The sequence below is a fragment of the Exiguobacterium profundum genome, assembly GCF_001909285.1.
In the GTDB taxonomy this organism is placed as follows: domain Bacteria; phylum Bacillota; class Bacilli; order Exiguobacteriales; family Exiguobacteriaceae; genus Exiguobacterium; species Exiguobacterium profundum.
In genome coordinates, this window is record NZ_MRSV01000001.1 from 962,764 (window position 1) to 976,941 (window position 14,178).

Sequence of the window (14,178 nt, forward strand, 5' to 3'; positions counted from 1 at the left end):
GGACATTCGTTCACGCTGAAAAAAGGGACACTCAATGCGAGTGTCCCTTTTTGTTGACCCATGATTCGAATGAAGCCGCATCCAGGGCGGGTGAGAAGTAGAAGCCCTGTCCGAGTTCGACCCCTTCACGAAGCATGCGTGACAGGTCGCTTTCGGTCTCAATCCCTTCGGCGAGAGCGGTCAGCTGTTGCTCGTTCGCAAAGCGAGAGACGGCACGTAAGAAGGAAGTACTTTCTTTCGCCTTTCCACTCACATACATCCGATCAATTTTCACTTCTTGAATCGGTAGGTGCCAAATCGCTTCGAATGAGGCGTATCCGGTCCCGAAGTCGTCGATTGATAGGCAATAGCCGAGGTCGGAGATGTCTTCTAATCGTTCGAGTTCACTCGCATACGACATGATATCCGAGGACTCCGTCAATTCAATCTTCAATCGGTCAGGTAGCCACGGGTATACCTCAATCGAATCCCGGAGCTTCGCCACGATGGAAGGGTCGACCGAATGGGCCGACAAGTTGAACGACAAGGAGATGTCTTCAAATGAAGTTCCTTGCCATGCGACGAGCTGGGCAATCGTCTGATCGAGAATATTATGTGAGAGCCATAAGATTTGATCGGAACGTTCCGCGATGCGAATGAACTCGTTCGGTGGGATGACTCCGATGTCAGGATGTGTCCAACGAGCGAGCACTTCCGCGCCGACGACGCGACCGGTTTTCAATTCGACTTGCGGTTGATACGCGACCGTTAATTCTCCTTTTCGGATGGCGTCCGGAAGCGCTTGTTCAATCAGTGCGGCGAGTTGCATCTGGGCTAAAATTTCCGAGTCATACCAAACCGAAGGGGTACGTGTCTCTTTGGCGTGCTGTAACGCCTTCATCGCCTTGAACAGACAATCGTTGTAAGTCGATTCCGTCTCAGTTGCCCCGATTTGGATATGCACATTTTGACGTTTATGGTTGATTGTCACTTCTGTCGGGAAGAGCTCCAACAGCTCGTGCTCATCCTCGTACGAGAAGCCTTTGACATACAGCATAAACGTGTCGTCTCGGTATCGACCGAAGAGATGTTGGGCATATTTCGAAAGACGGGACTCGACGGCTCGCGCAAACTCAATCATGAGCAGATCAGCATACGCAGGGTCGTACCAATCAACGAGATGATGATAGTCATGAATCCGGATAAGGACAAATGCACCGTCAATCTCTTGCTTTTCCCACTTGCGAATAAAACCGTATTCGTTATAGAGATTGGTCGCCAAGTCGAAACGGACGAGACGGTCGACCTTCCGTTCCCGTTCGACCCGGTCTGTCTCATCTTCGACGATGAGGTAATACGTCAACTTTTCCTCTCGCTTGAGCGGCGTCAGTTTCACATTCAGATAACGGAGATGTTCCCCTTTCAGATGAATGATGAACTGGGCACTCGTCCCATGTTCAGTCACACCTTCGAGCGCTTGCTCGAACAAGCGGCGACCCGTCTCGGTGAACAATTGATTAATCTCATATAAGTTCCGGTCACCGAAAAACTGCCGGAACATCTCGTTGCGCTCAATTAAATTATACGAGTCATCCATCAGTGCGATGGCGAGTCCCGTTTCAGAGAAGAGGGACGACCAACGTTCGTGATAGCGCACGAGATCTTGCGAACGATTTTCAAGTTCATGAACAGTCGAATGGACACTCGTGGCAATCTCACGTAACTCGTCCTCGATCCCTCGAAAATCATGTGTTTTCGGAAACATCGCTTCGACAGGTTCTAGGCTCGGGTCGATGGCGAGTGCGCGTGCCTTGAGATGCGCCAAATCGTGATTGTAACGATTGCGTGTATAGTAGAGCAGGAATAAGAGTCCGAGAGATAAGAGCAACGTCACCACGAATGAAGTGGTGGCTAAGACTTGATAATGCTTACTTTCTTCTTGAAGCATCGTCTCAGAACTCGAACGGATGGAACGAAGGGCACCATAGGCGTCCTCGTAGACATTCGTTGAATTGACGTAACGTGCTTCTAGAGACACCTCGCGATTCGCCATATTCGCAAAGGACTGCCCGCTTTCCGCCACGTCGATGACCGCTTTCGATTGCAGTGTCTCATTCGATTCGATGATGGTTTGAACAAGTGTCGCTTCGCCGACAATCATGTCCACGGTGTTTGTGAGTTGATCCGCATCAATCGGGTTACGGAAGAAGGCTTCGCGATTCCGCATAAGAATCGATTGCATTCGCATGATGGCATCAGTCAGTTCGTATGCCGCATTCGATTGATTCGTTTGCTCGAGTGCTTGATATAGCCATCGTCGATTGATGGAACTGATGACATCCGTTGGGACCGCTTCGAACTTTTCTGCCTCGAGAATTTGATTCAACTCATTTGAAAACGTCTGGAGTGTCTCCCGTTCCCGTTCGTTCACACCGTCCTCAAAGTCGTTCAATAAACGCTCATTGTATTGGAGTGCCCGTTCTTTGTACGGTGTGGAGAGGAAGGATGTCGTTTGATTCGACTGCTCCTCATACCGGGTCGCCGCCTCGAACAGAGACACGTATGCTTCGACACCAGCTAGGTCTGCCGCTTGATTCAAATTCGTAATCGTCTGGTCGATGGCTTCTTGTTTTTCATGCCAATAAAAACTCGTGCCAAGTCCAAACAACAGGACACCGATGAGACAAGCAATCGCGAGCACCATCGTGTAGGTACGGTATGGAATTTTTGCAAAACGGGGTTGGCCCATCCGGCACCTCCTTTTTTCCTTCATTTTACTTCCGAATTCGGGTCAGGCGATAAAAATCCTGCAAAACGAAAGAAAAACCCGACTTTTGTCGGGTTTTTTAGCGTGACCAAAGTCACGGTCGTTTATAACCGATTAAGCGTGACTGCCAATACGGTTCTTTACTGATTTGGTTGTATCCTAATCCGGATGAACCGGCATGGATGAACGTATCGGAATTGATCATGATACCCATGTGCGATGGCCCGGCGGTATATGTGTTTTCGAAGAAGACGAGGTCACCGGCCTGCGGGACGAATGACTTGGGCAATTGAGGTCCGAAATAAGCGCCACCCCAATAATTAGCCACGTTTGTCCGTGGGATGCTGACGCCGGATTGATTGAATACATAATAGATGAGTCCTGAGCAATCGAATCCACCATTTGCCGGGCTTGATGATGCCCATACGTACGGTGTGCCGACGAAGCGTTTTGCCACATCGATGGTCGAAAGCCTAGTAGCTTGGGCACTTTGCCCTTTGATTTCAGTGACGGCTGATTTTGCGACGAATCCTGATGCGAGACGATAGTGGGTCGATGTCTCTCCGATCACGTTCAAGAGTTCTCCCCGAAGTGTCGAGCCGACCGTGCTACTCGACTCGTTCGCCTGTGACCGAATCGATGTCGGATAGTACGTATAATATGAATTCGAATCATAAGAACCTTCAACCCAAGACGGGCCGTCTGCCGAACCTTTCGGGACGGTTTTCACATAAGCCGAGGCGACAAATCCTACCGTATTCCCGTAATAGATTTGAAGCCAGCCTTTTGACGATTGGACGACGCGCAACGTCTGTCCTGCTTTGACACTCCCGATGATGGTCGCGCTCGTCGATGCGCTCGAACGTACGTTCAAGGACGGTGTGTTGACGATATAATCGACAGCCGCATTACCAGCACCGGCATCGCCTTCGTTCGGAGCCGGGTTGCTCGGTGTCGTGGACGTCTGCTTCAAGTAACCGGCGCTCACGTATCCGGACTTCCCATTATACGTGACATAGTACCAGTTGCCCGACTGTTTCGTCGCTTTGACGACGGTTCCGTTCGGGATGGTCGTGACGAGCGGATAACCGACGCCTGCACCTTGTCGAACGTTCAAGTTTGCCGTCGTAGTGAATTGTTGATTGATTGATTGTCCTGTACTCGGTGTTGTCGGTGTCGCCGCTCCTGATGTCGTTAAATATGTATTGGCGACATATCCTGTTTTCGACCCGTACTTCACTTTCGACCATGACCCTTCGACAGATAAGACGGTCACGGTCTTGCCTTTTGGAATCGTGAGCAATACGGTCGTCTTCGTAGACTTCGACGAACGCAGATTCAAGTTGGCTTTCGTTTGAGCTTTAGCCGAGCTCGGTGTGACCGTTGTTGGTTTGTCGGTACTGCTAGACATAGATGCCTTTTGCAAATAGTCGTTATGCACCCATCCGGTCTGTCCGCCGTAACTGACTTTTGTCCATGAACCGTTTGATTGAATCGACGTGAGCGTCGTACCTTTTGGAATCGTCAAGAGGACGCGATGCCATGTTCCGCCCGCGACGCGCATGTTCAATGCGTGTGTCGTCGTGACGCGGTTCGTACTCGCCGTGGTTAACGAGGAACCACCTGTCGCAGCAGAGGGACTGCCTGTGAGCTTTAGTTTTTGACCGATGCGAATGCTATCGGAAGAGAGACCGTTCAACGATTTAATCGTCGCAACGGACACATCATAGGACCGACTGATCGACCATAACGTATCACCCGAACGCACCGTATGTGTGCTCGCCGCTGCAGCTTCGTCTGCGTGGGCAAGCACGCTGACCGCTGCAAGTGCCGCGAATGAATAGGTGAGACCAGACTTTGGATTCATAGCGTCACATCCTTTCAAAGAGTGAGAACGAAACAATTCAACAAGTGAAGCAATACAAGTTCATTGTACGGTGAGAGGAAAAGGACAATCAATGGGACAAAGGGTCAATTCACACCACTTTCTTAAAAAGGAGGTCAATAATTTATAAATGGGAATAAATTCAAATCTTGTTTATTTAAAAACGAAGCAAGCATTGACTCTCTGTTGAATTTTGGAAAACGCTGTATCGGATGATTCATGCTATCATTAGGTCAAATTTAAATGGGTGAGGTAGCAGACTGATGATCGAGAACAACTTTTCAAACCGAGTATATCGTAAGCATCAAGAGAAACTGTTCGCGCTCGTACGGATGCCGATTGTAACGGAAGAAACGGTGCAGGAGGCAATTCTGTATATGTGTGAGATTGTCGCCGATATGTTGGCAGTCGATACAGTCTCGATCTGGCATTTTGATACATCGCATCGATCTATTTCATGTCAAGTCGCTTATTCTCACGAATCAGGGACACATCATCCGAAGTTGACCGTCCATCGTGAACTCGCGCCTGACTATTTTGATGCGCTTCAAACAGAGCGAATCCTTTCGTTTGAGGATGTTCGCAGTCATCCATGGGTGAAGGACTTGTACAAAGAGTACTTTGTAGAAGGAAAGCGTGTGTACTCCATGCTAGACGCTCCGATTTATGCAAACAATCGTGCCACAGGTGTGATTTGTTGCGAGACGTTTCTGCTTCGGGAGTGGAACTATCTTGAGGAATTGATTGTGAGTACACTTGCGGATTTTATTGCCATCCTGTACTTCCGGCTTGACCGGCAGCTTGTGGATGAACGGATTCATCAGTTAGCCTACACGGACGAACTGACAGGTTTGATGAACAAATATGCATTTGTCGAGGAAGTCGATCAATTACGTCAACAAGCGAGAGGGTTTTTAGGAGCAGTTTTATATATTCGAGCAGACGATTTTCGGTCTATTGAGGATGCGATTGGAACCGAAACATCGAATTTGATCGTGAAAGAAATGGCGAAACGACTACGAGCAGTAATCGATGAATCTAGGATGGCACGTACCTCGCAATCGGGATTTGTCATTTGGGTACCTTACGGGGAACGGAGGAAAATACGTTCGTTTGCAGAACATTTATGCGAGCAAGTGACGCGTGCGCCATATCGAATCAATGAATTGGACGTTGTACTGACGACGAGTGCATTCATTTCCATTGAACATGAAAGTCGATCTACTTTGGATATGATTCATACAACACGTGTCGTTGCAGGTCAATCAGATGAGAAACGTGGGGTCATCAAGTTTTTTGAAGAGGCCATGGCGCAAGAAGCATCTGAGAGACTCTTGTTAGAGATGAATTTACGTACTGGTGTGATATCAGGTCAGTTTGAACTGTATTTCCAACCGAAAGTGAATGCTTCCTCAGGTAAACTGAAAGGGTTTGAAGGGTTGATGCGCTGGAATCACCCAGAGCGAGGTCTCGTGCCGCCGCTCGACTTCATTCCGCTTGCCGAATCAACTGGTGTCATCATCGACTTAGAGGAATGGGCGTTCGTGACGGCTTGTCGCCAGCTCAAACGTTGGCATGAACGGGGAGACCGGTATGAACTCGCCCTCAATTTATCGGCGCGTCACTTCTTATCCGAAGGGGTCGTCGAAAAGTTTGCCCAAATCGCAAGGGAAGAAGGGGTCAGTACGAGTTATTTGACCTTAGAAATCACGGAAAGCGTCGGGATGGAGAACCAGAAACACGTCATCGATCGTTTTGTTGCATTCCGAGAAGAAGGTTTTTCTATCTCGATTGACGACTTCGGGACAGGGTTCTCGGCGTTCGTCTACTTGAAGCACTATCCGATTCATGAGATCAAAATCGATCGCCAGTTCATTCAAGTGACCGAGAATGACCCGACCGGCAACGTCATCGTCGAATCGATTGTCGATTTGGCACGTGGCTTGAATTTGAAGACGGTGTGCGAAGGCGTCGAGACGCTTGAACAGTGGAACGCGTTACGCGAACTCGGCTGTGACGAGATGCAAGGATATTATTTCTCTAGACCATTACCGCTTGAAGAACTTGAAGAATGGATTGTTGACTATACGACACAGAAAAGGGACGCCTGAGCGTCCCTTTTAGAATTGTATATATCAATATCTTTCACTCTTATAACTTACCTAAAGTTTAGATTGGGGACTCAAATACATATGAATAGCTCAACGCCACAACAGTCAACTCATGAAATTACTTTTTTTAGCCAATTTAAGAATTATATCTTGTTAGGGTTATTGGGAATTTTCTTGGGATTCTTAGATCAATATGCGAGTAGTTCCCCTTTGATTGATTTTGATACTACACTTGAGTTTTGGCTATTCCTAGTGACATTAGTAGCTGTGTTTAGCAAGTCACGATTAAACGCTTCCATTCATTCGATTATTTTGCTTGTTTCCACAGTTTTAGCTTATTACCTAATGTTCTATTTGAACTTAGGATTCTTACCTTATCAACTATTTGGAATATGGCTAACTATCGCAGTCCTATCCTCTGTCTATGCGTTAATCATTTGGAATGCCGGTAAAAGAGGGATAGGCGCCGCTATTTTAGGTTCAATACCTACTGCCTTTCTATTCAAACAAGGCTACTATTTTCTTCCAGATCTCTTATTTAATACTGAAGCAGCTCAAGTACGTATTCACTACTTTGGTATCGATATTCAAAGTGGATTTAATCTTGTGACTGCGGTTGTGCTTTATTCAATATTTTTTAAGATAACAGAACGTCGAATCATTTTAACTGTTTCTACGGTTATCATATTCTTCATTTTTAAAGAAACTGGCATCCTGTCGTTTCTGCCTTTTCAAATATAAAAAGAAAAGCATCTACTTTATTCGCGTTGAAATGAAGTAGGTGCTTTTTTGTCTATTTTTTGCAAAGGACGCCTGAGCGTCCCTTTTGCTATGTCATGAATGTGATTCGAATTGTGGTGCCGTGTCCCGGTGCACTGTCGACTTCTATTTTCCCGCCGTGGGCTTCGATGATGTCCCGTGAGATGGCCATGCCGAGACCACTCCCGCGTGCGTCGTCTGTATTCGTGCCTCGGTAATAGCGTTCAAAGATATAGGGCAATTCGGATTCTGCAATCCCATTTCCATCATCTCCAATCGTCACGACGTCACCCTCGATGTGGACTGTCACGTGCACCGAATCGTCATTATGGAGAAGAGCATTATACAAGAAGTTGAGCAAGGCTCGCTTCATAAAGTGACGATCGAGCGAGACGGTCGCTGCTTGAGTAGCCTCAAACTCGATGTGACGCTCCCCAAAGCGAGAATCGTTCAACACGTCGATGACGAGCTCACGAACGAACGGCTCGAGGTTTGTCTCTTCGAGCGTAAGTGGGAAATCGCCGTGTTGCAGACGCATCGTCAAATTGAAATCGTCGAGCAGTTCCTTCATATACTTAGCCTGTCGTTCAATCACATGTACGTATTGTCTGTGCTCGGTGTCATCTAACGAATCATCATCAAGTAGTTCGGCGTAGCCTTGGATGGAGGCGAGCGGGGTCTTCAGGTCGTGAGATACGTTGCTCATCCACTCTTTTCGACGTTCTTCGAGTTCTTCGCGCTGACGTTCATACGTTTTAAGTGTCTGTGAGACGGCATTCAAATCATAGAAAACAGGACGGTAAATCCCTGACTGCTTCGGTTCGGTAGTCGAAAAATCACGTTGCTTCAGCTGTTGAATCCGTTCGGTCAAGCGATATACAGGGCGCGTCAATCGTGAACTGAACAATAAACCGATCAAGGCGGCGACAAGTAAATCGACAACTAGAATCCAGAAGAACGCCTTCGTGATATACGAAAGGACTGCCTGTTCGTCTAACATAAAGAGCACCCGACGCTCATTTGCCTCCGGCACACCGATGAGATAACTGTACGATTCATACTCCCCGATGAAGTAGAGTCGGAGGTCATCATCCATATATTTATACATTTGAATCAATTCGATTGGAGAATAGGCGTCTGGTAATCCACTCGGGGCATCGACCTCGCTGACGACACGTCCCGTCTCATCTAAAAAGCGGACGAATGCACCCGTTTGGCGAAGAGCTTCCCGCCCGGCTTCTGACACAACGGGTTCACCGTCCTCAAGCGATACATAGGTGCTGAAGTTTCGGGTGAAGGTCTCCCCGGCGTTGCTCTCGACATCATCAAGTCCCGTTCGATCATTGATAAGGAGGCCGAATAAGATTGTAATGTTCAAGAAGACGACGAGCGCGACAATAAGGAGAATCGACAACAAATAGCGACCGGTCAGTTTCCATTTCATCATGATCGCTCCTTATACCGTCAGCCGATAGCCAAGTCCCTTGACCGTCTTGATATATGTCGGATCAGATGGATTCGGTTCGACTTTTTCACGGAGACGTCGGATGTGGACCATGACCGTGTTGTCGGATCCGAAGAATGACTCACCCCACACTTGCGTGAAGAGCGTCTCCTTGCTGAGAATTCGGTTCGGGTTGCGTAAAAAGCAGGCGAGAAGACCGACTTCTTTAGCCGTCAACTCCAATCGCTCCCCGTTCACATACACTTCCGTCTCGTCTTCATTCATTTGAAAGGGGCCGACGGTCGTCGTCTCGGGCATTGGTGCTTCCATCATTGAAACCCGTCGGAGCTGAGCCTTTACACGGAATGCCACTTCTTTTGGACTGAACGGCTTCGTGATGTAGTCATCTCCACCGATGGCGAGACCGAGTAGTTTATCGACCTCTTCCGATTTGGCAGAGAGAAAGAGGATCGGGATGTTGGACTGCGCTCGCATCTGTTGGCAAAGCTGATAGCCTTCACCGTCCGGTAACATAACGTCTAAGATCGCCAAGTGAGGGCGGAACGTCTCGAAGACATCAAATCCGTCTTTCAATGTGTGAGCGGTCCGAATCTCATGAAATCCTTCTTTTTCAAGCGCGCGTTGAATCAATATACATAAATCTTGTTCATCATCCACGATGAGAATCCGTGGCTGTTCCATCGTCATCACCTCTTTCTAAGCATATCACGTAAGGATTTTGTAAGGTACGCGTGAGTTGGAGTTAAGACAGAGGGCGTAATGTAAGGGACAGAAAGAGGTGCTGAACATGGAAACATTATTACAAGTAAAAGCGATTCAAAAGACATACGGGAAAGGGAACGCGACGTTTCGAGCGCTCGATGACGTCTCCTTCACCATTGAACATGGGGAGTTCGTTGGAATCATGGGGCCGTCCGGGGCTGGGAAATCGACGTTGCTCAACGTCCTCGCGACAATCGATACACCGACGTCGGGTGAGATTTTAGTCGAAGGCGATGACATTGCGGCGATGAATGAGGAGGCTCTTGCCGATTTTCGACGTGACCATCTTGGATTCATCTTTCAGGACTATAACTTGCTCGATTCATTGACGGTCCGGGAAAACATGTTGCTCCCGCTCGCCGTCTCGAAGACGCCGGTTCATGAGACACGCGCAAAGGTCGAACGGTTAGCGAAACGATTCAGACTCGAAGGGATCCTCGAGCAGTACCCGTATCAAATCTCAGGCGGACAGAAACAACGGACGGCTGTTTGTCGGGCGCTCATCTCGGACCCGAAACTCATCTTTGCCGATGAGCCGACCGGTGCGCTCGACTCGAAGTCGGCGACCGATCTCTTAGATACCCTCGCTCGGTTGAATGAAGCGGAGACGACCATCATGATGGTGACGCATGACGCCTTCGCCGCAAGTTTTTGCCGCCGAGTCCTCTATATTCAAGACGGACAGTTGAAGAAAGAGCTCATTCGCGGCAACGCCTCACGAGACGCATTCTACCAATCAATCCTCGAGGAGCTCGCGAAAGGCGGTGCGGTCGATGACGCTATTTGAGCTCGCTAAGAAAAACGTCGTACGGAATCTGTCGCGATACGCACTCTATGTCGGGACGACCATCTTTTCCATCGTCATCTACTTCACGTTCGCGACACTCAAGCACAGTCATGAAATCAGTGCGCTTGCGGAAACATCGCAAAAGATCAGCGGGTTGATGAGCACGTCGACGTTCATCCTCATGTTGTTCGTCGCTTTGTTTATTGCCTACTCGAACGCCTTCTTTTTGAGAGGACTTAAGCGAGAGGTCGGGCTCTACTCATTACTCGGGGTCCGAAAGAAACAGATTGGACTCTTGCTCTTGTTTGAGAATATCGTCATTGGAGCGGTGTCCTTGGTCGTTGGAATCGTGCTCGGCCTGTTCGGGTCGAATGCGCTTTTGCAACTGTTGATGCGATTGATGGACAGTGACTTGAACATCGGATTCGCTTTCTCTGCGTCGGCATTCATCGAGACGTTCCTTGTCTTTCTTGCTATTTTCCTTTTCACATCATTCCAAGGGTACCGCGTCATCTATCGTTTCAAGTTGATTGACTTGTTCCATGCGGATAAGAGTGGGGAAGGAGTTCCGACGGCGAAAGGATGGGTCGCACTCACAGGTGTGCTCACGATTGGAGCGGCATACTGGCTCGCGCTTCAGGATCTGATGACGTCATCGCTATGGCGAATGCTCGGACTCGCGATGCCGCTTCTCATTATCGGATTGAGTGTCATCGGGTCTGCGCTTCTCTTTCACAGTGTCTTGATTTTCGCATTGACATGGTTGAAAGGGAACGAACGCTGGTCGTGGAAACGACTCAATTTGTTGACGACGTCACAGCTCCTCTATCGCATTCGCGGGAACGCGAAGACGCTCACGTTGATCAGCATCATCAGCGCGACAGCAATCACGGCAGGAGGTGCCATCTTTAGCGTCTACTACTACGCGGAAGAGAATGTCGCCTCTTATACACCATACACGTATGCTTGGAAAGGGGATGCGGTCGAGGTGAACGGAGCGACGTTCGAATCAAGTGTCGAACAAAAGACGATTCGGACGGAAGCGCAATACGGAGAGCGTGAGCTCGGGGTCATCGATGAATCGACATACCGCCATCTTCTGCAAGGTCTCGGCGTGGCAGAGCCGGCACCGTTCAAACAGGATGAGGTCGTATGGGTCGACCCGTTCTATGACGAACGTTACTCGGAGAATCTTGAATCGGTCGAACTGTCAGGACAGACGGTTGACGTGTCGACGCGTCTTGAAGAATCACCGCTCAACGTGATGACGTTCGGCGGGTCGTTCCTCGTCGTCGCCGACGACATGTTCAAGACGATGACGGAGCCGAGCGAGACGTATCACGTTGCCCTCACGGAGTCGTTCAAAGATCAGCGCGAACAGTCTGAGCGTCTAGCGGAACTCGGGCTTGAATCGTTCTCGAGTGCACCGGACGTGTACGCCGAGACGATGGCAATGAACGGGGCGCTCCTCTTTGTCGGGACATTCCTTGGGCTCGTCTTTCTCGTTGCAACAGGTAGCGTCATTTACTTCAAGACGATGACGGAGGCAGAGGATGACCGGGCGAAGTATGCGATATTACAGAAAATCGGGATATCCGATCGGGACGTGCGCCGGACGGTGCGCCAACAGATCATCGTCGTCTTTCTCGCTCCGTTCGCGCTCGGGATTCTTCATGCGACCGTGGCGCTCATCGCGTTTTCAAACTTGTTGAGCATGAATTTCACGATACCGGTTCTCGTGTGGATGGGCGTCTATACGACCATTTATGCGGTCTATTATGGCATCACAGTTCGCCGCTTCATGACGGCGATTCGATAAGGAGAGAAAAAAATAAAAAAATGGATTGGAATTGCAATTGTTGCGATTGTATTGGTCGTTGGATTAACGCAGGTGGATTGGAATCGAATTGGGAAGGATAACCTTTTCGTTGAAATCGGAGGAGCGACGGATGTAGAAGAGACGACGCTCGAGAACGGCGATGTGATGAAGCGTTACATTTATACACAATCCGCGTTCACGGAGGAAGGTGACCAGAAAGAAGTCACCTTTACCGCCGGGAAAGAACTTCGGGAGGGGGCGTTCTTACGTCTTTATGTCAAAGATGAAGATACCGTGACTTCGTACGACGAAGTGAAACGGGAAGAGCTTCCTCGTCCAGTCATTGAGAAGTTGTAAAAAAAAATCATTCGTCACGAACATCATGACGAATGATTTTTTTGCCTACTCAGACGAGAGGAGTTTCCTAGGCATGAAGTTCAAGTTTGAGTATGTACGTTAGTTCATGATGCGCCAATTCAGAGAAGTTTGTTTTCTTCACATGTGTTCGTGGACGCAATCCGCATTCCAGTGCGATGTCGACAATGGTACGAATCTGATTTTCCGTATAGAATCGCTTCCGGCCGAACGTAAATGGGGTCGGTGGCAAGACGCCATCTGTTTCCCATTTGATCAATTGCTGTTGGCTGCGTGGGATGCCGGCCACGCTAAAGGCGCGACTCAATTCTTTGAGCGGATAGACCATTAGATGCTGCTCTTTATACGAAATTAGTTTTCCCTGTTCCGGTCGGTATGTATCCCATTCGGTCGCTGAAAACGTCAGGTCGGCTTGGTCGAAGTCGTGTTGAGCGGAAGGAATTGAGGCAAAGCTTGCGAGGTCTAGGCTGTTCATCGTGTATGTCTCCTTCTTCAAGACTGACTAGTAAAAAACAAAAAATGCCCTCCTACGTATCGTACCCCATTTACAAGAATTTAACTTACAGTTTTTTCAAATGTTTTGAATAAATCATGGTACTTTTGACGTATTTTTGAATGCTGTCTGCCGAAGATTAAGATACCCTACTTAATATGAAAACTCAAGAAAGTAGACAAAAAAAAAAAAATGAATAAATATTCAGATAGTTTAGGACTATCGTCACTTATTGTTATAGAAAAATAGAATGAGCACTTTGACCTTGTAAGCGGTTAATAAGGACGAAGGAGGTGAGACAAATGGCAGCATATCGAGAAACGGCGACGATGCTTTATTTGGACACCCGACGACAACTCGACGGAAAAAAAAAAAAGCAACTCGTCCGCTATGGACCGCTTGGAAGTCGGATGGATGAGGCGCGGATGAAACAGTTTGCTGACTTGATCAAGGCACTGATTGATGTGGAATCCGCCAACTACGTCGTGGCCCAAGAATTTCTAGTGTATTAACAGGGAGGACTTATGAAAAACCTCACTCGTCCCGCTGCCAATCCTCGGCACGATGAGCAGGTGGTCACATGAGTTGGCCCGAACTCATCTCAAATTTGGGGTTCCCTATCGTTGTCTCGCTCTATTTGCTTCATCGGATTGAGACGAAGCTCGATCGTATGATCCAGCTGCTCGAACGAATGGATACCTCGACCGCATCAGAAACCTAATCCCCTATTGAAAGGAGCCATCCCCCATGGCTGTCTTAACAGAGAAGAAAGCAACGTTCGTTTTGACGACGCATCATGACGTACAAACAGCGAAACAAAAAAAAAAAGCACAACGGTTCGGTCCAATTCGTGCCGACCTGACGGCAGATACGATTGATGCGTTCGGTCGTCTCTTGATTGATCTCGTCATTCAAGAGGGAGCAGACCTCGGCATCGTCCGTGAATACGATTTAGTCTAACCCACATCTTAAGGAG

At 48.4% G+C, this 14,178-nt stretch carries 13 protein-coding genes; 8 read left to right on the top strand and 5 right to left on the bottom strand.

Annotation, left to right across the window (positions count from 1 at the left end; genetic code table 11):
* Nucleotides 1-31: 31 nt before the first annotated feature.
* Both BBB58_RS05140 and BBB58_RS05145 read right to left on the bottom strand, forming a co-directional pair.
* A complete protein-coding gene (locus tag BBB58_RS05140) occupies nt 32-2,728 on the bottom strand; it encodes an EAL domain-containing protein (protein ID WP_074035929.1) in 2,697 nt (898 codons plus the stop codon).
* 112 nt (nt 2,729-2,840) lie between these two features.
* Nucleotides 2,841-4,613, bottom strand: a complete 1,773-nt coding sequence (locus tag BBB58_RS05145; protein WP_074035931.1) for an SH3 domain-containing protein — start codon at nt 4,611-4,613, stop codon at nt 2,841-2,843.
* A 281-nt stretch (nt 4,614-4,894) separates the two neighbouring features.
* Here BBB58_RS05145 and BBB58_RS05150 point away from each other — a divergent pair, with 281 nt between their 5' ends.
* A complete protein-coding gene (locus tag BBB58_RS05150; RefSeq protein ID WP_074035933.1) occupies nt 4,895-6,742 on the top strand; it encodes a sensor domain-containing phosphodiesterase in 1,848 nt (615 codons plus the stop codon).
* An 81-nt stretch (nt 6,743-6,823) separates the two neighbouring features.
* Nucleotides 6,824-7,483 carry a hypothetical protein gene (locus BBB58_RS05155; RefSeq protein ID WP_074035935.1) on the top strand — a complete coding sequence of 220 codons (660 nt, stop codon included), beginning with the start codon at nt 6,824-6,826 and terminating at the stop codon, nt 7,481-7,483.
* 88 nt (nt 7,484-7,571) lie between these two features.
* On the opposite strand, the gene BBB58_RS05160 is transcribed toward BBB58_RS05155, so the two are convergent.
* Together BBB58_RS05160 and BBB58_RS05165 are read right to left on the bottom strand one after the other, a co-directional pair.
* Entirely contained in the window at nt 7,572-8,945 is a 1,374-nt protein-coding gene (locus tag BBB58_RS05160; protein WP_074035937.1) for a sensor histidine kinase, read from the bottom strand.
* Between the two features lie 12 nt (nt 8,946-8,957).
* Nucleotides 8,958-9,647 carry a response regulator transcription factor gene (locus BBB58_RS05165; RefSeq protein ID WP_074035939.1) on the bottom strand — a complete coding sequence of 230 codons (690 nt, stop codon included), beginning with the start codon at nt 9,645-9,647 and terminating at the stop codon, nt 8,958-8,960.
* 106 nt (nt 9,648-9,753) lie between these two features.
* On the opposite strand from BBB58_RS05165, the gene BBB58_RS05170 reads away from it, so the two are divergent.
* The 3 genes from BBB58_RS05170 to BBB58_RS05180 are packed head-to-tail and all read left to right on the top strand — an operon-like array spanning nt 9,754 to nt 12,691.
* On the top strand, nt 9,754-10,515 hold the full coding sequence (locus BBB58_RS05170) for an ABC transporter ATP-binding protein (protein ID WP_074035941.1): 762 nt from the start codon (nt 9,754-9,756) through the stop codon (nt 10,513-10,515).
* A complete protein-coding gene (locus BBB58_RS05175; protein WP_074035943.1) occupies nt 10,502-12,334 on the top strand; it encodes an FtsX-like permease family protein in 1,833 nt (610 codons plus the stop codon). The genes BBB58_RS05170 and BBB58_RS05175 overlap by 14 nt, the downstream gene beginning before the upstream one ends.
* A 36-nt stretch (nt 12,335-12,370) precedes the next feature.
* Nucleotides 12,371-12,691: a YxeA family protein gene (locus tag BBB58_RS05180; protein WP_276327315.1), complete on the top strand. Its 321-nt coding sequence runs from the start codon at nt 12,371-12,373 to the stop codon at nt 12,689-12,691.
* A gap of 67 nt (nt 12,692-12,758) precedes the next feature.
* Here BBB58_RS05180 and BBB58_RS05185 read toward each other — a convergent pair whose 3' ends face one another.
* Entirely contained in the window at nt 12,759-13,184 is a 426-nt protein-coding gene (locus BBB58_RS05185) for a MerR family transcriptional regulator (protein ID WP_074035947.1), read from the bottom strand.
* 320 nt (nt 13,185-13,504) lie between these two features.
* Here BBB58_RS05185 and BBB58_RS05190 point away from each other — a divergent pair, with 320 nt between their 5' ends.
* The 3 genes from BBB58_RS05190 to BBB58_RS05200 all read left to right on the top strand — a co-directional run bounded on the left by BBB58_RS05190 (nt 13,505) and on the right by BBB58_RS05200 (nt 14,162).
* Nucleotides 13,505-13,714 carry a hypothetical protein gene (locus BBB58_RS05190; protein ID WP_074035949.1) on the top strand — a complete coding sequence of 70 codons (210 nt, stop codon included), beginning with the start codon at nt 13,505-13,507 and terminating at the stop codon, nt 13,712-13,714.
* Between the two features lie 68 nt (nt 13,715-13,782).
* Nucleotides 13,783-13,923 (top strand): YvrJ family protein, encoded by a 141-nt coding sequence (locus BBB58_RS05195; protein ID WP_074035951.1) that lies wholly within the window; start codon nt 13,783-13,785, stop codon nt 13,921-13,923.
* A gap of 26 nt (nt 13,924-13,949) precedes the next feature.
* Nucleotides 13,950-14,162 (top strand): hypothetical protein, encoded by a 213-nt coding sequence (locus BBB58_RS05200; RefSeq protein WP_074035952.1) that lies wholly within the window; start codon nt 13,950-13,952, stop codon nt 14,160-14,162.
* Nucleotides 14,163-14,178: the final 16 nt, after the last annotated feature.

Bases quoted from the DNA above. Each gene is read 5' to 3' on its own strand.
- BBB58_RS05140 (WP_074035929.1), bottom strand. From the start codon at position 2,728: ATGGGCCAACCCCGTTTTGCAAAAATTCCATACCGTACCTACACGATG.
- BBB58_RS05145 (WP_074035931.1), bottom strand. From the start codon at position 4,613: ATGAATCCAAAGTCTGGTCTCACCTATTCATTCGCGGCACTTGCAGCG.
- BBB58_RS05150 (WP_074035933.1), top strand. From the start codon at position 4,895: ATGATCGAGAACAACTTTTCAAACCGAGTATATCGTAAGCATCAAGAG.
- BBB58_RS05155 (WP_074035935.1), top strand. From the start codon at position 6,824: ATGAATAGCTCAACGCCACAACAGTCAACTCATGAAATTACTTTTTTT.
- BBB58_RS05160 (WP_074035937.1), bottom strand. From the start codon at position 8,945: ATGAAATGGAAACTGACCGGTCGCTATTTGTTGTCGATTCTCCTTATT.
- BBB58_RS05165 (WP_074035939.1), bottom strand. From the start codon at position 9,647: ATGGAACAGCCACGGATTCTCATCGTGGATGATGAACAAGATTTATGT.
- BBB58_RS05170 (WP_074035941.1), top strand. From the start codon at position 9,754: ATGGAAACATTATTACAAGTAAAAGCGATTCAAAAGACATACGGGAAA.
- BBB58_RS05175 (WP_074035943.1), top strand. From the start codon at position 10,502: ATGACGCTATTTGAGCTCGCTAAGAAAAACGTCGTACGGAATCTGTCG.
- BBB58_RS05185 (WP_074035947.1), bottom strand. From the start codon at position 13,184: ATGAACAGCCTAGACCTCGCAAGCTTTGCCTCAATTCCTTCCGCTCAA.
- BBB58_RS05190 (WP_074035949.1), top strand. From the start codon at position 13,505: ATGGCAGCATATCGAGAAACGGCGACGATGCTTTATTTGGACACCCGA.
- BBB58_RS05195 (WP_074035951.1), top strand. From the start codon at position 13,783: ATGAGTTGGCCCGAACTCATCTCAAATTTGGGGTTCCCTATCGTTGTC.
- BBB58_RS05200 (WP_074035952.1), top strand. From the start codon at position 13,950: ATGGCTGTCTTAACAGAGAAGAAAGCAACGTTCGTTTTGACGACGCAT.